Here is a 20,494-nt window from a genome sequence, read left to right as displayed (position 1 = left end):
GATGGCGGTGAACATGCAGGCACAACTGGTGGACAAGAGCTCTGGCGCGACCCGCGAGGTGGCGCTGGATCAACTGTCCGTAGGCGAAAACCAGGTCGTCCAGCTGCCGATTGGCCCGGAGACCGTTGCCGCGTTCGATCAACAGGGGATGGATCTTGTGGTCACCCTGCGATCGGGCGAGACATTCGTTGTTGAGGGCTTCTTTACCGCCAGCGACGAGCTTCGCAACGAACTGGTGCTGGAGGATTCCAGCGGCGTCCTGTGGTGGGGACAGTACGAACAGCCCTGGGAGTCGTTCGCCCTCGCAGAGATCTCCGAGGTGGGGCAACTGGTGGACGAAGGCGGCTCGGGCGTCAGCGCCCTCGGGCTTATCGCCGGTGCCGTCGCCGTGGGTGGACTGGCAGCGGCGGCCGGAGGGTCTTCGTCCAGTTCTTCGGCCCCTGCAGACGATTCGGGTGATGCGCCGGCCGCGCCCGTGATCGATGAGGCGAATGCCGGTGGGCTTTCGGGTACGGCCGATCCGGACACTACCATCACCCTGAAGGACGACGAGGGCGAAGAGGTCGCGACTGCCGAGACCGATGGCGACGGCAACTGGTCGATCCCGGCCGAAGATTTTCCGGACGGTGACCCGGACGGCTTCGAGGGCGAGGTGACGGCGACGGATGACGAGGGTAATGAGTCCGACGCCACCCCCGTAGGCCCGATCGATGGTCAGATCCCGGATGCGCCGGTGGTTGAGGAAGAGAACGCTGCCGGTATCTCCGGCACAGCCGAAGCGGGCACGACGATCACGCTGACCGACGGTGATGGTGAGGTGGTTGCGACGACCGAGACCGATGCCGAGGGCAACTGGTCGGTTCCGGCCGAGGATTTCCCGGGTGGTGACCCGGACGGCTTCGAAGGTGAAGTGACGGCGACGGATGACGCGGGCAATGAGTCCGCCCCGGCTGCGGTGGGTCCGATCGACGGTCAGATCCCGGATGCGCCGGTGGTTGAGGAAGAGAATGCCGCGGGTGTCTCCGGCACGGCCGAAGCGGGCACGACGATCACGCTGAAGGACGACGAGGGCGAAGAGGTCGCGACGACCGAGACCGATGCCGAGGGTAACTGGTCGGTTCCGGCCGAGGATTTCCCGGGTGGTGACCCGGACGGCTTCGAGGGCGAGGTGACGGCGACGGATGACGAGGGTAATGAGTCCGACGCCACCCCCGTAGGCCCGATCGATGGTCAGATCCCGGATGCGCCGGTGGTTGAGGAAGAGAATGCCGCGGGTGTCTCCGGCACGGCCGAAGCGGGTACGACGATCACGCTGAAGGACGACGAGGGCGAAGAGGTCGCGACGACCGAGACCGATGCCGAGGGCAACTGGTCGGTTCCGGCCGAGGATTTCCCGGGTGGTGACCCGGACGGCTTCGAAGGTGAAGTAACGGCGACGGACGACGCGGGCAATGAGTCCGCCCCGGCTTCGGTGGGTCCGATCGACGGTCAGATTCCGGATGCGCCGGTGGTTGAGGAAGAGAATGCCGCGGGTGTCTCCGGCACGGCCGAAGCGGGTACGACGATCACCCTGAAGGACGACGAGGGCGAAGAGGTCGCGACTGCCGAGACCGATGCCGAGGGCAACTGGTCGATCCCGGCTGCGGACTTCCCCGATCAGAATCCGGCTGGTTTCAGCGGCCAGGTCACGGCCACGGACGATGCGGGCAACGAATCCGAGCCGGCAGGCGTTGAATTTTCCGACCAACCTGACGAGCCGCTGGTCACTCAGCAGGACAACATCGCCATCGCCGGCGAGGCGGGCGCAGATGCCTCGGAAGTCGAACTGCTGGATGACGATGATCAGGTGTTGCTGAGCACTGAGGTCGAAGACGGTGCCTGGTCATTCAGTGCCGATGACCTGGATGCGGAAGGTACGGAAATCCTGGGATATGAGGGTTCGGTTCGGGCGCTGTCCGAAGATGGCTTCACCTCTGAGCCTGTTGATGTCGCTGTAAACTCGATCTTTGCTGAGAACTTCGGGGGGGTCTCCGAACTCAGCATCTCCGGTATTGAGGATCAGTTCGATGTTGAACCGCTGGACGACCTGGTCCTGCAGGGGGGGCTGTTGGGGATCGGCGTCCAGGATACCGACTCGTTGATGTTCGAGGTTGATGACGGCGAAGTCGGGGCTCTTCGGTTCGATGCGTCTTCGGGCTCGGTCCTGACCCTTCTGGATCAGGGCTTCGAGATCGAACTGTTCTATCGTGAGGACTCGGATGCCGAGTTCGAAAGTCTCGGTACCCTGGAGCAGGATCCCGGCCTGCTGGGACTCGATCTGCTCGGATTGGCGGGAACGGACGAGGACGTGAGTGAAGCTGGACTGCAGCCCGGAGAATACGAACTGGAACTGCGCCGCAGCGGGGGCGTGGAGCTGCTCAGCGGCGATGTAGCCCTGGAGAACGTCGAGCTGTTGACCGCTGACCCGGACTCGCTGGATCCGTCTGCCGGTACCGTCGAAGATGTTCAGGCGTTTGAAGGGAATCTGGCCGATTCGATTGCCGTAAGCGGCGACCCCGATTTCGAGGACGTGCTGGTGGGGGTCCGCCACGGGAGTGACGGGGATTTCATCGAGTTCGACAATGATGGCTCCATCGAGCTGGATGGCGACTTCGGTACCCTGACCGTAGATGATGACGGCAGTCTCCGGTACGAGGCAGATCCGGATGCTGGCAACATTGGCGAGACCGACCGTTTCGAGTACAAGGTCGAGGATCCCGTCAGTGGTGACATCGACCATGGTCAGATCGACATGGAAGTCGGATTTTTCGTCACATAGGTTGTCGCACCCTCCGGTTTCTGGCGACACGAACCGGTTGGAGGCTGAAAGGGGGATGGATTGAAACGGACCGCGCTTGCTGCGGCACTGCTTCTGGTGCCGGCGTCGATGCTGATGGCACAGATAGCCGGGGCATCGGGCCCCGGTGCAGTGGCGGCTCCGGGTACGGCAGCCTCCAGCGCGGGAGAAAATCGCGCGGGTGCAATGCGGCAGTTACCCGACCTCGCTGATCTGGCGCGCGAGGCCGTCATCGGCCATCCCGATGTACGGCGTGCGCGGCTCGAGGTCGAACGCGAACGCGAGGGCATTACGGAGGCGCGTTCGTTGCGTCTGCCTCAGGTAACGGCCAGTACCCGGTCCGAATTCCAGAGCCGGCTCGGTCGCAATGTCGATGTGGCCAGCGTGAATGCCTCGCAGCGGCTGTATGACTTCGGCGAAGTCAGCAGCGAGATCGAGCGGGCCCGTGCGTCGGTATCGCGTGTCGAGGCCGATTTGCACGCGACGCGGGAGGACGTTGGTGGGGATGCCCTGCAGGCGGCCATCCGGATGCAGCGGCACCAGGCCATGGAGGCGATCGCCGAAGAACAAATCGAATCCATGGAGCGCATTGGTGCCCTTGCCCAACGGCGTTCGGAGCTTGGGGCGGCGGCCCGCGCGGATACGCGAGCGGTAGAGTCGCGCACGCAGCAGGCACGGCTGGTGCTGGCCGATGTGCGGGCGGACCGCGAGAGTGCGCGGCGTCAGCTCACTGAATTCCTTGACGTCGCTCCGGGGGCACGGGCTGGCGAGGCCTTTCCGGACGACTGGGCCGCCACTTGCCGGGCGATCGATCACGATATGCTGGACAGTGCCCCGGGTGTGCGGTCGGCGGCTGCGCGGCAGTCGGAGGCACGGGCGGTACGCGCCCGCGAACGTGCATCCCGCTGGCCGACGGTCTCCGTGGATTTTCAAAGCGATTACTTTTTCGACAGCGACCTCCCCAACCAGACCGAATCCACCGTCTTGTTGAATGTTCAGGCCGATCTGTTTCGTGGTGGGCGCAACCGGGCCCGCGAACGGGCCGCCGAGCTTGATACCGGCTCCGCCGCTGCGCGTCGGGAGGCCATCCGGGCCGCGGCGGCACGTGCCGTGGGTGAGGCCGCGACACGGCTGGATGACCTGGATGACCGGATTGACGGGCTCGAACAGCGGGTGGCGTCACTCGATGATCTACGCGGGCTGTATGAGACGCAGTATGTCGGTGCGGGGACACGGACATTGCTGGATGTACTGACCGCCGAGCAGGAGTATTTCCAGGCACGCTTTGATCTGGCGGACGCACGCCATGACTGGCGCATGCACACGGTTCGCTGCCTCGAGCAGGGCGGGCAACTGAGCGCGCTGCTGGAACTGGAGGAACACGAATGAGCGCGGGGACGCCCGGCGCCGGGGCGTCCACCACAGCGCAGGGGCTGGAAGACTGGCTGGAGGCCCTGTTACGTGTCGCGCGTTACTACGAGTGCCCGTTTTCCGAGGAACATGCCAGGTCGCTGGTCGCCTGGGTGGGCGATGCCGAGCCCGATGCCGATCAGTTGACCGCGCTTGCGCGGAAGCTTGGCCTGGAACTGGCGGAATCGCCGGGCCGGCGCGTGCTGGACCGGCTTGATGCCTGGCAGTTGCCGTTGCTGGTGGAGCTGGAAGGCGGTCATGTCGGGGTCGTCGATGGCGTAACCCATGACGGTGATGCGTGGCAGGTGGCCTGGTCCGGTGAGGGCGATGTACGCAGCGCCCTGGTGACGGCCGATCTTCAGGCGAGGGTGCAGCGCGTCTTCGTGGTACGGCCGCTGCGCAATCAGGCGGACCCGCGCATTGATGAATACATCCAGCCTTATCGTCAGCACTGGTTTCGTGGCATCGTCTTTCAAGATCTGCGGCCGTACGGTTCCGTTTTCCTGGCTTCGCTGCTGGCGAACGTGCTGGCTCTGGCCGGTCTCGTCTTCGCGATGCAGGTGTATGACCGGGTCATCCCTGCGGAGTCGTTCCCGACCCTCTATGTATTGTTCACCGGGGTCGTGCTGGCGCTTCTGTTCGAGTTCGTCATGCGCGTCGCGCGGCTGCGCATCATTGATGTGCTGGGGAAGGATGCCGACATACGTATCTCCGATCGCGTGTTCGGGCACGCTGTCCGCATCCGCAACTCGGAGCGCCCGCGCTCGACCGGAAGTTTCATCGCGCAGTTGCGGGAGCTGGAGCGTGTGCGTGATTTCATGACCTCGACGACGGTGTCCGTGTTGGCGGACATGCCGTTCTTCATTCTGTTTCTGGTCGTGTTCTGGTACATCGCCGGTAGCCTGGTCCTGGTGCCGGCCCTGGCGCTGGTGGTGCTCGTCCTGCCCGGGCTGCTGTTGCAGGGGCGTCTGCGCCGTCTGGCGAACGAGGCCATGCGCGAGGCTTCGCGGCGCAATGGCATGCTGGTCGAGTCGATCCAGGGGGGCGATGATCTGAAACTGCTGCAGGCGGAGCCCCGTTTCCAGAACCAGTGGAACCACTACAACGCTGTCACCACCGAAGTGAATCTGCGTCAGCGCCTGCTGACCAATTCCCTGACCACCTGGGGACAGACGGTGCAGACCGGCTCCTTCGCCGTCGTGATCCTGTTCGGGGCGCCGATGGTCATGACCGGCGATCTGACGACCGGGGCGCTGGTAGCGGCCTCGATCCTGGCCTCGCGCATGCTGGTGCCCATGGCGCAGATCAACCAGGTGCTCAACCGCTGGCAGCAGGCGCGGGTTGCACTGCAGGGGCTCGATGGCGTCATGCAGCGGCCGCTGGATTACCCCGATGGCGAGCGCCGGGTCCATCGGGCCCAGCTGAGCGGCCATTACCAGATCGAGCGGGCGAAGCTCATCTATTCGCGCGACGATCCGCGCCCGGCGCTCACCATCGGCCGCATGGAAATCAAGCCGGGTGAGCGCATCGCCGTTATCGGCCGCAGTGGCGCAGGCAAATCCACCCTGCTGCAGGGGCTTGCCGGCCTGCTGGACGCTGCCGAGGGGGAAGTGCTCCTGGATGGCATTCATCTGGGGCATCTGGATCCGGCCGATGTGCGTCGGGACGTCGGCCTGGTCGCTCAGAGTGGCCGGCTTTTTCATGGATCCTTGCGCGAGAACCTGACACTGGGCGCACCCGGGGCCAGCGATGACGAGATCCTGCGCGTGCTGAAGCGGATCGGGGCCCTTGATCTCCTGAAGCGGGTCCCGGATGGCCTGGACTACATGGTGAATGAAGGTGGAACGGGGCTGTCCGGCGGGCAGCGCCAGGCGGTATTGCTGGCACGTGTCCTCCTGCGCCACCCGACCGTTCTGCTGCTGGATGAGCCCACCACCGGAATGGACGATCGTGCGGAGGCCGCCGTGATCGCCGATCTCGCGCGCCTGCCCGCGGGCAACACCCTGATCGTCGCCAGCCATCGGCGCAACGTCCTCAAGCTGGTGGATCGCGTCATTGTCATTGATGCGGGACGAGTCGTCATGGATGACACCCGGGACCGTGTTCTTGCGAAGCTGGCGCAGCTGAACGAAGGCGATGCCCGCGGCGGGGCCCAGGGATGAACACGGACGGGCAGGTGGACCGTTTCCGGGAGGCGCTGCGCCGCTGGTGGGTCGGCCCTGCTACCCAGCCTGGTCCCGAGCGCGGTCCGTTTGGCCATTTCCCTGGTGAAGCCGGGCGCGCGCCGGCGGCCGGGCGCCTGGTGCTGTTGGTGACCTTGCTCCTGGCGGCGTTCGTGATCTGGGCCTTTTTCGCCGAGGTCAGTCAGGTCTCCACCGGACAAGGGACGGTGGTACCGCGTTCGGGGTCGCAGGTGATCCAGTCGATGGAAGGCGGCATCCTGCGCGAACTGTATGTGCGGCGCGGGGATTCGGTTACGGCGGGACAGCGCCTGGCGGTTCTCGACCCCGTCCAGACAAGGGCGGAAAAAGAAGAGGTGGAGGCGCGCTACCTGGGGGCGCTCGCCCGTAAAAGCCGGCTGGAGGCCGAGGTCGCGGGTGCCGAAGCGATCACCTTTCCGTCCGAGCTGGACGCGACCCCGCAGGTGACGGCGCCCGAGCGCGCGTTGTTTCGCAGCCGCCGGGAGGCATTCGAACGTAGCCGGAAGAACATACAGGCCGCGTTCGACCTGGTCGAGCAGGAGCGCGCGATTACGGCGGAACTGGTGGAGGCCGGCGCCGCCTCGCGCGTGGAGCTGCTGCGTCAGCGCCGCACCATGGCCGAGTTGCAGCAGGAGCAGGATGAGCTGGAAGACGGCTTCCTGGTCCGGGCTCGCGAGGAGCTTGCCGAAACCCGTACTGAAGTAGCGGCTCTGCGGTCTGCCCTGAGGGGGCATCAGGATGCCCTGGAGCGTTTGGTCCTGCGCTCTCCGGTTCAGGGGCGGGTGCAAAGTATCGAATTGCAGACGCTCGGAGGGGTGGTCTCACCCAACGGCAAGATCATGGAGATTGTGCCCCAGGACGAGGAGCTTGTGGTGGAGGCGCGGATCTCGCCTCGAGACATTGCGCATGTGCACCCGGGACAGCCGGCGCAGGTGGAGATCACTGCTTATGATGCCTCCCGCTACGGCAAGCTCCAGGGCATCGTGACCGATATCTCGCCGGACACGGTTCGGGACGAGGTCAACCCGGAAGAGGTCTACTATCTCGTGACCCTGGAGCTCGAAGGGGCGTCGCTCGAGACGGCGACCGGCCGGGTGGTCGAGATTGCAACGGGCATGATCGCCCGCGTCGATATCAAAACGGGGGAGCGCACGATTCTGGAATACCTCCTGACGCCGCTGAATCGTGCCAGCGATGCGTTGACCGAGCGCTGATGTCCCGGTCCCGCCTTTTGGTCCAGTCATAAAGTAGAGGTGACGCGGGTGTGGTCGCTGGCTAAGGTGAATTCACCTTCCCGGTTATAGCCGGGGCGGTATTCAAGAAAGCAACTAAAGGTAGAGGAAAAAAACATGGATCTTCTTGGTGGACTGCTTGGAACTGTCTTTGGCCTGCTCGACCCGGTCCTGGGTCTGGTGAACAACCTGCTGGGCGGCGGCCTGCTCGGCGGCCTGCTGTAAGGCTCGAGGCAAGCCGAAGTGCAAGGCGACATGCCGCTGGCATGTCGCCTTTTTTGTGTCCGGCATTTATGACGCAGTGGGCCTGGGGCGCGGTTGCATGGACGAGCAAGGTCCCTGAAAACCGGGCTGGAAGCGCGAACGAGTGCATGGGCCCGGCTAAATAAACCAGTGTTTCACCGGGCGCTTGTCGGATCTCGGGTCTATGGGCCGCGTATCAGGAAGCTCCCGCCTTGGGAGACGCTGATTGAATCGCACGTCCGCGTGGGTGCCCCCAGTTTTTGGAGACAAGCGTTCCGAGACAAGGCGCCTCAAACAGCGATTAGTGGTTCTGCCCGCCCGTTTCTGATGGATTCGGGGCGCAACGCAGGATCGGGCCGTATATATTCAGAATCGGGGGGGGCACCAACCCCACAAGTCATTGAAAGAAGGGGCTCGGCCGCCCGTTGTTGATCAAAACGGGCGCGGGAACGGCGTTGCGGTTCACCTGTAGCAGAATGATTGCACGGCCGTCACCGCGCATTAAACGCACGCGCAAGCGACTTGGGCGAGGACGCGCGATTCAATCAGCGCCTCCTTGGTTCGATTGCGTATCGGGTCCGGCAGTGCAATTGGATCGAAAAAAAGAGGAAGGAGACGATGTCTCCTTCCTCTGAAGGTTGCTCTCGATGGAGGGCAACCACTGCCTGCAAGACAGGGGGGTGCTTGCGGGCAGCTTTATGTCTCTCTCGTCAATACTACGAAGAGAGTAGAGCGTCGCGTTCCTTAGAGAACGCCGCCCAGAACGCCGGCCAGGCCGATCAGCAGGCTGTTCACGGCATCGGCCAGGGCGGCCAGGGCCGGCATGGCGGCGTCGATGGTGATGCTGCCGAGGGCGCCCAGGTTGGCGGTGACGTCGGCGCCGCCGACGACAGTTTCCATTTCAACGCTGTTCATTTCACGGATCATGGTGTTCTCCTTTGATGGTTCTTCACGTGTTGGGTCGACTAGTGCCGACGTGTGCTAGTGAATAACGAGCTCAAGGTCAGCGTCAACGTCAAAGGGGTAGAGAATTCCTACAGGGTATAAAGTATTGCCTCAGGCCCCCCGAAAGCCCTAGTAGGGATACCTGCTTCGGTTGTAGGCTGTCTTTTTGCATAATCACTTCTCATACTTCAGGAGGCCTCGCCTTGTTTCAGCAACGGTTGAGTAAAGCCACCCGCAGGGCCCTGGTCGGCTTGGGCATCAGTCTCATGGCGGTCGGGGTTCACTCCGCAGCGGCCGAGACCCTGACACTCGAACACGCGATTCAAACGGCCCTGGAAAATAATCCTGAAGTCCATCGCAGCCGCGCCGAACGCGATGTCGCGCAGGCCGGAGTGGATCGCGCTGATGCCGCTTTCCGGCCGCGCGTGAGCGTCGGGGCTGGCGTGGATCACCTGACGCTCAACAGCGCATCGCCGGCGGCGGGGCGGGCGGAGCTGGATTTCAGCGAGATCTTCCCGGATACCGATCCGGTAACGGTCGATGAGCCCGTTCGCGACCTGTCCGGGTTTACCCGTTACAGCGCTCACGTTACTGCCGAATACATCCTGTGGGACTTTGGTCAGCGCAGGAGTCAGCGGGATGCCGCCATAGGGGATCGTGCCGCGGCTCAGGCCCGGACCAATGTCGCCGAAGCGGATACCGTGCTGGAAGTTGCAGAAGGGTATTTTGACCTGTTGCACGCCCAGGCTTTGCTCGCGGTGCAGGAGGAAGCGCTGGCGCGGCAGGAAGAATCGGCGGAACTGGCGCGGAGGCTGCATCGGGCCGGTCGCGTGACGGGAGGTGACGTGGCGCGGGCCGATGCGGATGTGGCGCGAGCCGAAGTGGATGTCACCGAAACCCGCAACACAGTCGAGCGTCATCGGTTGCGTCTGCTGCGGGCGATGGGAGTGCATCCCCACAATGCGCAATTCGAGGTGGATACCCGCAGCCGCATTCGCGCCCCGGGTGACTGGAGGCAGGCGCTTGAGGACAAGGACTGGGCTGAGGAGCATCCCAGTGTGGTCGCGCAGATCGAGGCCGTGGAGGCACGGCGTGCGGAGCTCGAACGCCATCGGCGGAGTTTCCGGCCGACCCTGCAGGCCGGCGCGAACTACCGGGTAGACCGGTTTGCCGAAGGCGGTACTGCGCCCAATTACACGGTCGGTGTCGAGCTGCGCTGGGATATCTTCGATGGCGGCGACCGCGGGTCGCGGGTCGCTGAAGCGCGCGCCCAGCAAATGTCGGCAGCTGCGGCGCGCGAGCACCGCTATAACGAAGTGGTTACGCAGGCCCGGGAGGCGGAAAACGACCTGGCAGAAGCGGAAGAGCGGATCCAGTTGGCACAACGTGCGCTGGCCGCCTCGGAGGAGGACCTGCGCAATGCCCGGGGCGGCTACCGCGAGGGTGTACGCAGTTTCTCCGACCTCTCGCAGGCACAGGTGGATGTGGCGGAGGCTCAGGCCCGGCTGGAAGGGGCTCGCTTCGATCGTCAGAAGGCCCTGGCGCGCCTGTACTGGGCGCTGGGGTCGATTCCCACCGACACGTTGCGCTAGGGGCTTTTAGTGATGCGCCGTATCTTGCAGGGTCTTGGTAGCCAGCCGGGTGTGCGTGTGCGGCTCGGGTTGGCGGCCGCCGTCGTGGTCGTGTTGCTCGTGCTCCTCATGCTCCTCCCGAGCGGGGAGCGGCTGCCGGAGGGTGCGGTCGCGGTGCCGATCGAAGAACGCGTCGTGCGGGCCGAAGTGCGGGCCGACGGGGAGTTACGCGCCAGCGGCCAGCGGGCCTTGTTTGCCCAGGTTCCGGGCGTGGTGGTGACGGTCGCCGAAGGGCGCGGTGCGGTCGATGAAGGCGACGTGCTGGTCGAGCTGGATGACCGCCAGATCCGGCACGAGCACCGCGAGGCAGAGGTTGCGATCTGGAGCGCCAAGGCCGAGCAGGCCACGGCGAACAGCCGTTACGAGCAGGCGCACAACCGCAAGGAGCGGGTGCGCCGGCTGGCGGACCAGGATCTGATCCCGCGCGAAGAATTCGAACAGGCCCGTGCTGAATACCTGGATGCCCGGGCGGCGCAGGAGCGGGCCGAGGCCGAAGTCGAACGCGCTCAAGTGCATTTGCAGCGAGCGAGCGAGGACCTCGAAAACACCCGCGTGAAGAGCCCGTTCAAGGGCGTGCTGTTGTCCGTGCATGCAGAGCCGGGCCAGCCCGTCTCGTCCACGACCACGACGCCGCTGGCTGAGATTGCGCCCTCCCTCGACGAGATTCGAGTCATGCTGGATGTGCATGAGGCGGATGTGGGGCAGGTGCAATCCGGGCAGACCGTACGCTTCGCGATCGAGGCGCGGCCCGGCAGCGAGCACGAGGCCGTCGTGGAGGAGGTCGAACGTGGCGCACGCAACAGTGATGGGGTGCGGTTGTATCGGGTGATCGCGCGCGCGGCGAATGACAACGGCGTCTTTTTCCCTGGCATGAGCGCGCGGGCGCGGATCGACGTCGGCGATCAGAGTGAGCGCCTGGCCGTGCCGGTCGAGGCGCTCGTGTATCAGCCGCCGTCGAAGACGCTGGAAGAACACGCCGAGAAGCTGGCGGCCTTCAGGGCGGACGACCTTACGGTCATCTGGGTGGTTGGCGATTCCGGGCGGGTAGAGCCCGCAGGCGTGCGAATCGAATTCCAGGATGATGAATACGCAGCCCTTGAGGGCGCCGATCCGGACCTGGCCAGTGCCCGGGTCCTGCTGGACGAGTGAAGGGCCCGTGTCCGAGGTCTTGTCGCTGGACAAGGTGGAGAAGGGGTTCTCGGTGGGCGGCCACCGGGTCGAGCCCCTGCGTGGGGCCAGCCTCTCCGTGCTGCAGGGGGATTACGTCTCGATTGTAGGCCCGTCCGGCTCCGGAAAATCCACGTTGCTGCATGTGCTCGGTTGTCTGGAGCGTCCGGATCGGGGGGTGGTTCGCGTCGAGGGCACCGAGATCTCGTCACTCTCCGACGAGGCATTGTCTGCCTTCCGTGGCAGCGTATTGGGGTTTGTGTTCCAGCGTTTCCATCTGGTGGATCGGATGAGCGCATTGCGTAACGTCGCGATGCCGCTGGATTATCGCGAGGACCTGACGCCCGGGGAAAAGCGTGAGCGTGCGCTCCATGCCCTTACCCAGGTCGGGCTGGAGTCCCATGCCGAGCATCGCCCGCGCCAGCTCTCGGGCGGGCAGCAGCAACGTGTGGCCATCGCCCGGGCGCTGGCGGTGCGCCCGCGGATTCTTCTGCTGGACGAGCCCACCGGCAACCTCGACCCGGAAACAGGGGCCTCCGTGATGCAGATCATCGAAGCGTTGCAGCGTGAGAACCCCGATCTTGCCGTCATTCTCGTGACCCATGACATGGACCTGGCTGCGCGCGCAGCCTCCTGTTATCGCCTGGAAGACGGTGGGCTGCACCGGACCCCGGCCGTGCCGGAAGCTGTCCGATGATCCGGGGCCGGCTGTCCGAGTTTCTGACGGTTCTCGGGGATGCGTTCGCGCTGCTGCGCGAGCACAAGGCGCGGTCTGCGCTGACCATCCTGGGTATCGCAGTCGGGATCTGGTCGGTGGTGACCCTGATTGGCATCGGCCTGGGTGCCAAGACCTACATCGAAAACCAGGTGCAGGTGCTGGGTTCCGATTTGCTGGTGGTGACCCCCGGAAATCCCGAGGACCCGACCTCATTCTTTGACCCCCGTATTGTGGAAAGCCTGCATGTGCGGGATGCGCAGGAGATTGCCTCGGGGATCGCCCATGTCCGGCATGCGGCGCCCGTCTTCCAGGCCCGCGGCGAGCTGCGGCGCGGCGAACGGCGGGCCGTGGGCTCGATGGTGGGCACGACGCCCGGCTACTTTGGCATGCGCGAAATGGAGATTGCGCTCGGCCGTGGTCTCACCGAGAGCGATGTGAACCGCGGGGCCTCGGTGGGCGTGCTGGGGGCCGAGCTCGCGCAACGCCTGTTCGGCAACCGGCCGGCCCTGGGGCGGGTGGTGTATTTCCAGGGGCGTTCGGTCGAAGTCGTCGGGGTGCTGGCGGAACGCGAGGATGCCGCCCTGGGGGATGGCCAGGATACGGAGATCCTGGTCCCGGTCACCTTCCTCCAGCGTCAGATTGCCGGCGTCCAGCATGTGCAGCACATCCTGGTCGAGGCCGACCGTGAGCACAAGGAAGCGGTAACGCGCTCGATCGAGCTGTACCTGATGTCGGCCAAACGGAATATCGTCCAGAATGGTGCGGCGCACAGCGTGACTGATTTCGGCGAGATCGCGAGCCTTGCGGGGCGTATCGTGGATGCAATGACCTGGATTCTGGTCAGCATCGCCGGGGTCAGCCTGATTGTGGGCGGGATCGGCGTAATGAACGTAATGCTGGCATCGGTGACCGAACGGGTCAGCGAGATCGGCATTCGGCGCGCCGTGGGCGCGACGGCCGGGCGTATCCGCATGCAGTTCCTCGGTGAGGCGGCGCTGCTAACCATGGTCGGGGGCCTGATCGGGCTGGCCCTGGCCGGCCTGTCGCTTCTGGTGGTGGCGCAGTTCCTGCCGTGGAGGCCCGAGCTCGACCTGATGATTGTGCTTGCGGTCGTGCTGTTCTCGGCCTCCATCGGTGGTTTTTTCGGTTACTACCCCGCACAGAAGGCGTCGAATCTCTCGCCGATGGAAGCATTGCGCTACGACTAATCGAATCAGGAAAAGGGAAGAACATGGCATCGCTCTACAGCAAACTCGTGCGTCGTCCGCTACAGGTCCTGGAGGAGCTGGAAGGCGGGGTAGCGGAATGGTTGCAGGGGCTGGGGCTCCTGCTCCTGATCGTTGTGCTGAACACGCTGCTCGGCCTGCTGGCCGGTGAACGGGACGTTGTAGCCGAATTCCTGTCGGGCCTGCAGGCGGCGCTGTTGTTCTCGCTGCTTCTGGCCGTGAGTGTATGGCTGGTTCTGGCCCTTGTGCTGGGCCGGATTGAGTCGCCGCTGAAGTTCCATGTGGCCAGTATCATTATCATGCTGCCCCTGATCCTGGGCCCGATTCCGGTGATGGGTGTACTCGCGGTGATCGCGACCTTCGGCCTTGTGTATGTGTTGTTCCGTCAGACCAGCGGCCTGAGTGCGCGCATGGCCGTGAGCCTGATGTTGCTGGTCTGGGCGATCATCGCCGTGATCGCGATGGTGTACGGCCGGTTGCTGGCATGAGTGGCGCTGAGCGGGTGGTGCGACAGACGCACCCGCGAAGCTGCGGCGCGGCCGCCCTGGCGACGCTCCTGCGCGAGGTTCTGGGGCAATCCATGACCGAGGCCCGGGTCCTGCGTAAGCTGGGCACCCGGAAGGCCGTGGATATGGAGCGCCTGCGCCGCGGCGCCGAGGGTTTCGGGCTGCGGGCGCATGGTTACGCACTGGATGTGGCGACTCTGGAGGCGGTTGGTCGCCCCGGCATCCTGCACCTGCCGGGGTCGCGCGAGGTGGGGCACTACGTGGTGCTGCGCGGTATGGACGCAGAGACCGTGCGCCTCGCCGACCCCGCCCGTGGCGACCGTCACGAGTCGCGCGAGGCCTTCGCGGCCCTCTGGAATGCCGGTAGCGCGGAGGGGCGTGTTCTGTACGTGGATCAAAAGGCCTCCGACTGGTTGCCCCTAACGGACCCGGATGCCCTCCCGGGGCGCCCTGCGGAGGCCTCGCCGCTGGACTGGTTTCCGCCCCGCCCGGAAACCACGGGGTGATCGGTCGTGCCCTTGCGCCAGGCGGATGCGGGTTGCGAATCGGGTCAGGCCGGCCAGGTCAGGCTCAGCGTGTAGACGATCAGCCCGGCAGCGAAGCCGCTCCCCAGCGGGATACGCTGCAGGTCGAAGCTTCCGATCGCGCGGGCCGTTCGCTGGATCGGGGCGGGGAGGGGGTGATGCATCACCGCGACCGAGCGTCCGACCAGGGTGGCGCCCAGTAACAGCAGCGCCAGCCCCCCCGCACCGAGGACGGCGGCCAGTACCGCCGGCGTGCCGCCCAGCAGGGCGATGGCCAGCAGCATCTTGAGGTCGCCGCCGCCCAGCTTGCTCATCAGGTAGCCCGGCAGGGCGAGCGCCAGCGCCAGGCCGGTACCGGCGAGCACCTGGGCCCAGGGGCCCTGGCCCAGCAGCGTGGCCTGGAACGCCAGCACATAAAAAACCCCCGCCAGCATGGCGGGGGCGGTCAGCACATTCGGGATCCTCCGTTTGCGCCAGTCGAATACGCCGCAAGCGGCGGACCACAGTGTAATGCCGGTAGTGGTCAGCAAAGACAGCTAAACGGTCTGTGATTTACGAAGAACTGACCGGTCATCGCATTCTATTCGCCGCCACCGGCCAAGCCGTCACGGATGTCTTCGAAAACCTCTACAAGGTCATCGCCAACTAGCCCCGCAACAGTGACAATGGCCACTGCGATGAGTGCGGCGATCAGTGCGTACTCGATGGCCGAGGCCCCTTCTTCGTCGTTCCAGAGATTCCGAATCCAGTCCTTCATAATGTGCTCCCGGGTTTCCCGTGTTCCGTTAGTGGGTTATTCTGTGCCATCGCGAGTCGAAAGGTCAACGTGCGTCAATAATCACCCAATTTAGTCTAAAATGACGGGTGTGCATAAGGGGATCCTTAAATAACGACTAGTCCGCAAGAGGTATTGCTGCATGCTGGGCGGGGAAACCATCGTGGTAGCCATTCGTGATGGTATCAGCCTCATGCGCGATCGGGGTACCCGGTATTATGATGACCCGGCAAGGGGGCGCGCATGGGGCATGACGCCGGGATCAGGCAAAAGGAGAAGAATTAATGAGCAGCCGATTGCTGATGGGGCTGGCCGCGGTGTTTTTTGTCGCGGCGCTGGTGCTGGGCGCGCTGGGGATTCATCTGTCCGGTACGTCCGACGTGGCGGATACGGAAGTCGAGGTCCGCGAACGCGTCGCACCGGAGCCGCGTGATGATGCCGCAGACCCGGCCGATCAGGACCGAGTCGATGTGGTCTTTGCCAGTCGCGATCTGGCCGCGGGCGAGATCATCCGGGCGGAAGATCTGCACGTGGAGCGTCTGCGCGCGGTACCGCCCCAGGCCTTTGGCGATCCGGAGGCCGTCGTCGGGCGGATGCTGGAGAGCCGCGTACGGGCTCACGAGCCGTTGACCGCGGCGCGCTTCGCCCGCGCCAGTCAGCTCACGCGCACCCTGGGCCCGGGGGAACGCGCCGTCGCGATCAGCGTGAATGATGAAACCGGCGTCGGCGGTTTCCTGCAGCCCGGTGATCGAGTCGATGTCCTCCTGCATTTGCCGAGCGAGCGTCGCGATGCAATCGACGAATCCGCGCAATATGCCCACCGCAATCTCCGCGTTCTGGCCTATGGCCGCGACCTGGCGGTGCCGGCCGACGGCGTGGTCGATCGCGACGAGGAAGACGACAACGGGGCGCGTCGCCGCGGGGCGAGCACCGCGGTACTGGCCGTTCCGGACGCCGAGGCGACCCGCCTGATGCTCGCGGATCACGCCGGTACACTGCGTCTGGCCGCGCGCCCTGCAGTGGAGCGCCGTCCCGACTTCGATCCCGAGGCCTTCGCCGAACACGACGAGGGGGAACGCCAGGAGCCGCTGACCCTGGGTGTGCTGAGAGATCCCGAAGACGCGGACACCGAAGGGGATGCGGATGACGAGGCCGAAGGACGCGGGTTGCTGTCGCTGGATGACCTGCGGCCGGCCCCGCTCCGCGAAGAGGTGGCGGCACCGGACGCGCCGCGGCCGCCGCCGGTGTTCCTGCACCGGGGCGATAGTGTCGAAGAGATTGAACGATCCGACCAGTGAGGGGAAAGTGATGCAGAAACAGATAGGGGTGCTGGCCGGAGCGCGCGGCCCCGGGGGGCTGGTGACGCTGGCCGCGATCGCGGCGCTGGTGGGAGCCGCTGTGGCCCCGGCATACGCCGGGTGTGACCGCGTGAATCAGGTAATGCCGCGCCTGGCGCATCTGGATGAGGGCACACAGAAACGTCTCGAGTTCCCCACGCGGATCGAACGCGTCGCGGTGGGCGACGACGGCATTGCCGACGTGGCAGTCGTCAACGATAACGAAGTCCTGTTGACCGGTACCGGCGGCGGCCTGACGTCGCTCTATGTCTGGACCGCCTGCAATCCGGATGCGGAGCGCTCGCTGGTGACGGTTTCGGCGCGCGAGGCGCTGGAGGTTCACGAACAGGAGCAAAGCCGCGACCTGGTGGCGGACCTGCCCATGCAGGTGCAGGCGGATATCCGCCTGGTGGAGGTCAGTCGTTCCAAGCTGAGGGAACTGGGGACTTCCTTCCTGGGGCGTCGAGGGTCTTCGAATTTCCTGTTCGGTACCCCGGGGGTCGTGGATGGTCGCGGCGTTCCCGGCGGGATCGCCGGTGCCTCGTCCGGCATCCCCGGTTCGGAGAGCGGCTTCAATATCTTCTACGGTGGCGGGGGCGATCGCTTCCTGTCGCTGATCAATGCCCTGGAGTCCAGCGACTTCGCCTTCACCCTGGCGGAGCCGAGCCTGGTCGCGCTGAGTGGCCAGAGCGCAACCTTCCACGCCGGGGGCGAGTTCCCGGTGCCGGTGCCGTCGACGGGCTCGGACTCGGTGAATATCCAGTTCAAGGAGTTCGGGGTTCGGGTGTCGCTGACGCCGACGGTGATCAACGAAAACCAGGTGGTCCTCAAGGTCGCCCCGGAAGTCAGCGAGCTGGATGAGTCTGCCGGCGTTCAGGTCGCGGGGACCACGGTGCCGGGTATCCGGGTGCGACGCACGGACACCACGGTCTCTCTGGGCGACGGGGAGAGCTTCGTGATCTCCGGGCTGGTGAGCTCCAGCACGGCCTCGCAGGTGAACCGCCTGCCGGGGCTGGGCGAGATCCCGGTGCTCGGGGCCTTCTTCCGCAATTCCATGCTGGAAGAGGGCGACCGTGAGCTGCTGATGATCGTGACACCGCATCTGGTCCAGCCGATGTCGCGTGACGCCGCGTTGCCGGCCCTCCCGGGAGAACAATATCGGGACTACTCGCCGTCCGCCGCCGAGCAGTTCTTCCTGGAGGACGGGAGCTTTGAGCCCTTCCCCCGTAGCATCGGAGACACCCGGCGATGACGGAAGACCCACGACTGGATGCCCCTTCGCGGTTTGTGACCAGCCTGATGGCGGGTCGCGAACTGGAATGGCTGAAGATGAGTCTCGGTGACCTTGGTGCCGTGGTTCCGGCCGAATCCGATCAGCTGGACGAGGTGCTGGGGTTACTGGACCTCGGAGATGCCCGGGTGATGTTCGTGGGGGTGGCGGCGGATGACCTGAATCGCGCCTCCTCCTTGATCGAAGGGGTCACGGCCGCGCGTCCGATGCTGACGGTGATTGCGGTGGGCGATGGTAATGCCCGCGATGCACTCCTGGCCGCCATGCGGGCCGGGGCGCGCGACTTCCTTGCGGTGGGAACGCGTTCCAGCGAGGTGCGCGCCCTGGTGCGCCGGGCGCTCGACCGCGTGCCGGTGCAGCATGCTGCCCGCGACGACCGCGGCGTGGTGTGGGCGGTGATGAACGCGCGTCCGGAGCTCTCCAACGCCTTTATTGCATCCCATCTGGCGATTGGCCTGAAACACGAGAAGCCGTCCTCGCGGGTGCTGCTCCTGGATCTGGGTATACCCTCCGGCGATTGCCTGGCGCTGTTGGGGCTGGAGTCGTCGTTCACCTTCTTTGACGCCATGCGCAATCTCCGGCGCCTCGACCAGACGTTGCTGGACAGCGCGTTGCCCGCCGACCGTTCCGGGGTTCAGGTGCTGTCGATCCCGGATGACGGGGACGGTGAAGACGAGGTCTCCACCGCCGAGCTCTATCTCCTCCTGGGTACCCTCAAACGCCATTACACGCATGTGATCGTGAATCTGGGCGGGCTCCCGCAGGGCGCCTTCCTGCATGTGATGCTGAACAATGCCGATGAGGTGCTGCAGCTGGTCGATCAGAGCGTGCCCTCTTTCCGCCAGAACGTGAAGCGGCTGGAGCAGATGCGTACGGCCGGGACGCAGATCCGCTCGCTGCGCGTGGTGGTCGACCGCGCTCAGCCGCGGCTTGCCCCTGATCCCGACACGGTTGCCGAACGTATTGGTGCGCCCCTGGTGGCGGCGCTTCCCGGGAATGGTCTGCAGCGCATGCGTGCGGTCAATCTGGGCAAGAGCCTGTTTGAAATGGCCCCCCGGGACAGTCTGGTGGCCGCCATCCGAACATTGATCCGGCGGCTGGATGAGAACCCGGACAGCCGTCCGGGTGGCATCCGCGGATGGCTGCGTGGCGCGGCCCGGAGGACCTGATGAAGATCGGAGGGACCCGTGGCGGTGTGGCGGTCCGTGACCAGGCGGACGAGCAGGACCTGAAGCTGAACCTGCATCGGTACCTGGTCGAATCCATCGAGGAGGACGAGGTCGAGCTCAGTTCCTGGGTACGGGTGTCCGTACTGGAATACGTCCGCGAAAAAGTTGCACAGTACGTCGCGGGCCATCAGTTGCCGCTGACCCAGATGGACCTCGATCGACTGGCCGAGGATCTGGTGGATGAGCTGACCGGACTCGGCCCGTTGCAGGCGCTGCTCGCGGACGCTTCGGTGTCGGAGATCCTGGTGAATGGCGCCCAGCACATCGTGGTGGAACGCGAAGGCAAGCTGGAGGAGACGGACCGCCGATTCATTGATGATGCCCATGTACGCCGGGTGATCGAGCGGATTCTGGCCCCGCTGGGCCGGCGCCTGGATGAATCCAGCCCGATGGTGGATGGGCGTCTGCCGGATGGTAGCCGGGTAAATGCGGTGATTCCCCCGGTCGCAATGGACGGGCCCTCCATCTCCATCCGCAAGTTTCAGACAGACGCCCTCAGGGGCAGGGATCTTGTCGTCTATGGCTCCCTGACCGAGGAGCTCCTCGCCTTCCTGCGCGATGCTGTCGAACGGCGAGCCAATATTGTCGTAAGCGGCGGGACCAGTACCGGCAAGACGACCCTCCTGAACGTACTCAGCGGATACATCGGCCCTGCCGAGCGTGTCGTGACCATCGAGGACACCGGCGAGCTTCAGCTGAGCCATCGACATGTGGTTCGCCTTGAAACCCGGCCCCCGAATGTCGAGGGGTACGGGGAGGTGACCGCGCGAGATCTCGTGAAGAATGCCCTGCGTATGCGCCCCGATCGCATCGTGCTTGGCGAGGTCCGCGGGGACGAGGTCATGGACATGATGCAGGCGATGAATACCGGGCATGATGGTTCCATGTCCACGATTCACGCGAACAGTGCCAGTGATGCCCTGCTGCGCATGGAGGCCCTGTTCGGCATGGCGGGCCGCCAGATCCAGGAGGCGACCGTGCGCCAGATGATCGGGGCGGCGGTCGATCTGATTGTGCAGCTCGTGCGCTTGCCGAACGGGCGTCGCTGCATCAGCCAGGTCGTTGAGGTGATCTCGGTGCGGGACGGCAATTACGTCACGAACATGCTCTTCGAGCTCGACCGCGCCCAGGACCGTATTGTTCGCCGGGACGGTGCCCCGGCCTCCAGCAAGCTGCGCGGGGGCTGACGCCGTGTTCCCGGCAACGCCGGTGGGATAAAAGGG

Annotated in this window: 17 protein-coding genes and 1 pseudogene; 15 read left to right on the top strand and 3 right to left on the bottom strand. The window is 65.1% G+C overall.

Annotated elements, in window-relative coordinates:
• Nucleotide 1: 1 nt before the first annotated feature.
• From G332_RS12590 to G332_RS0101265, 4 genes are all read left to right on the top strand, one after another.
• Nucleotides 2–2,818, top strand: coding sequence for an Ig-like domain-containing protein (locus G332_RS12590; RefSeq protein WP_019625187.1), 2,817 nt, complete (start codon nt 2–4; stop codon nt 2,816–2,818).
• A 204-nt stretch (nt 2,819–3,022) separates the two neighbouring features.
• On the top strand, nt 3,023–4,225 hold the full coding sequence (locus tag G332_RS0101275) for a TolC family protein (protein WP_019625186.1): 1,203 nt from the start codon (nt 3,023–3,025) through the stop codon (nt 4,223–4,225).
• The gene (locus G332_RS0101270) at nt 4,222–6,408 is read left to right on the top strand and encodes a type I secretion system permease/ATPase (protein ID WP_019625185.1); all 2,187 of its coding nucleotides are present in this window, start codon (nt 4,222–4,224) and stop codon (nt 6,406–6,408) included. The genes G332_RS0101275 and G332_RS0101270 overlap by 4 nt, the downstream gene beginning before the upstream one ends.
• Nucleotides 6,405–7,661 carry an HlyD family type I secretion periplasmic adaptor subunit gene (locus tag G332_RS0101265; protein WP_019625184.1) on the top strand — a complete coding sequence of 419 codons (1,257 nt, stop codon included), beginning with the start codon at nt 6,405–6,407 and terminating at the stop codon, nt 7,659–7,661. The genes G332_RS0101270 and G332_RS0101265 overlap by 4 nt, the downstream gene beginning before the upstream one ends.
• Nucleotides 7,662–8,666: 1,005 nt before the next feature.
• On the opposite strand, the gene G332_RS0101255 is transcribed toward G332_RS0101265, so the two are convergent.
• Nucleotides 8,667–8,849: a hypothetical protein gene (locus tag G332_RS0101255; protein ID WP_019625182.1), complete on the bottom strand. Its 183-nt coding sequence runs from the start codon at nt 8,847–8,849 to the stop codon at nt 8,667–8,669.
• 284 nt (nt 8,850–9,133) lie between these two features.
• On the opposite strand from G332_RS0101255, the pseudogene G332_RS13740 reads away from it, so the two are divergent.
• The 7 genes and pseudogenes from G332_RS13740 to G332_RS0101225 all read left to right on the top strand — a co-directional run.
• Nucleotides 9,134–9,754, top strand: a pseudogene (locus tag G332_RS13740) (TolC family protein); the annotation flags it as partial.
• A 60-nt stretch (nt 9,755–9,814) separates the two neighbouring features.
• Entirely contained in the window at nt 9,815–10,459 is a 645-nt protein-coding gene (locus G332_RS13735; RefSeq protein WP_231362871.1) for a TolC family protein, read from the top strand.
• Between the two features lie 12 nt (nt 10,460–10,471).
• Nucleotides 10,472–11,647 carry an efflux RND transporter periplasmic adaptor subunit gene (locus G332_RS0101245; RefSeq protein ID WP_019625180.1) on the top strand — a complete coding sequence of 392 codons (1,176 nt, stop codon included), beginning with the start codon at nt 10,472–10,474 and terminating at the stop codon, nt 11,645–11,647.
• A gap of 7 nt (nt 11,648–11,654) precedes the next feature.
• Nucleotides 11,655–12,362, top strand: coding sequence for an ABC transporter ATP-binding protein (locus G332_RS0101240; protein WP_019625179.1), 708 nt, complete (start codon nt 11,655–11,657; stop codon nt 12,360–12,362).
• Complete coding sequence (locus G332_RS0101235; RefSeq protein WP_019625178.1) at nt 12,359–13,591, top strand: ABC transporter permease; 1,233 nt, start codon at nt 12,359–12,361, stop codon at nt 13,589–13,591. The genes G332_RS0101240 and G332_RS0101235 overlap by 4 nt, the downstream gene beginning before the upstream one ends.
• 23 nt (nt 13,592–13,614) lie before the next feature.
• Nucleotides 13,615–14,097: a hypothetical protein gene (locus tag G332_RS0101230; protein ID WP_019625177.1), complete on the top strand. Its 483-nt coding sequence runs from the start codon at nt 13,615–13,617 to the stop codon at nt 14,095–14,097.
• Nucleotides 14,094–14,621, top strand: coding sequence for a C39 family peptidase (locus G332_RS0101225; protein ID WP_026340503.1), 528 nt, complete (start codon nt 14,094–14,096; stop codon nt 14,619–14,621). Before G332_RS0101230 ends, G332_RS0101225 begins: the two co-directional genes overlap by 4 nt.
• A gap of 44 nt (nt 14,622–14,665) precedes the next feature.
• Here G332_RS0101225 and G332_RS0101220 read toward each other — a convergent pair whose 3' ends face one another.
• Both G332_RS0101220 and G332_RS0101215 read right to left on the bottom strand, forming a co-directional pair.
• Nucleotides 14,666–15,169 carry an A24 family peptidase gene (locus G332_RS0101220; RefSeq protein WP_026340502.1) on the bottom strand — a complete coding sequence of 168 codons (504 nt, stop codon included), beginning with the start codon at nt 15,167–15,169 and terminating at the stop codon, nt 14,666–14,668.
• A gap of 50 nt (nt 15,170–15,219) precedes the next feature.
• Entirely contained in the window at nt 15,220–15,396 is a 177-nt protein-coding gene (locus G332_RS0101215; RefSeq protein WP_019625173.1) for a Flp family type IVb pilin, read from the bottom strand.
• A gap of 302 nt (nt 15,397–15,698) precedes the next feature.
• Between G332_RS0101215 and cpaB the strand changes: the two genes are divergently transcribed.
• Genes cpaB through G332_RS0101195 form a run of 4 tightly spaced genes read left to right on the top strand, consistent with a single transcriptional unit; the run spans nt 15,699 to nt 20,458 of the window.
• The gene (gene cpaB, locus G332_RS0101210; protein WP_019625172.1) at nt 15,699–16,712 is read left to right on the top strand and encodes a Flp pilus assembly protein CpaB; all 1,014 of its coding nucleotides are present in this window, start codon (nt 15,699–15,701) and stop codon (nt 16,710–16,712) included.
• A gap of 10 nt (nt 16,713–16,722) precedes the next feature.
• Nucleotides 16,723–18,003, top strand: a complete 1,281-nt coding sequence (locus G332_RS0101205) for a type II and III secretion system protein family protein (RefSeq protein WP_019625171.1) — start codon at nt 16,723–16,725, stop codon at nt 18,001–18,003.
• Nucleotides 18,000–19,211 (top strand): hypothetical protein, encoded by a 1,212-nt coding sequence (locus tag G332_RS0101200; protein ID WP_019625170.1) that lies wholly within the window; start codon nt 18,000–18,002, stop codon nt 19,209–19,211. The genes G332_RS0101205 and G332_RS0101200 overlap by 4 nt, the downstream gene beginning before the upstream one ends.
• Nucleotides 19,211–20,458: a CpaF family protein gene (locus G332_RS0101195; protein ID WP_026340500.1), complete on the top strand. Its 1,248-nt coding sequence runs from the start codon at nt 19,211–19,213 to the stop codon at nt 20,456–20,458. The genes G332_RS0101200 and G332_RS0101195 overlap by 1 nt, the downstream gene beginning before the upstream one ends.
• Nucleotides 20,459–20,494: the final 36 nt, after the last annotated feature.

The organism is Thioalkalivibrio sp. ALJT, from assembly GCF_000381825.1.
Classification (GTDB): domain Bacteria; phylum Pseudomonadota; class Gammaproteobacteria; order Ectothiorhodospirales; family Ectothiorhodospiraceae; genus Thioalkalivibrio.
The sequence above is the reverse complement of the archived record's forward strand: the minus strand, read 5'-3'. Positions and strand labels throughout refer to the sequence as shown.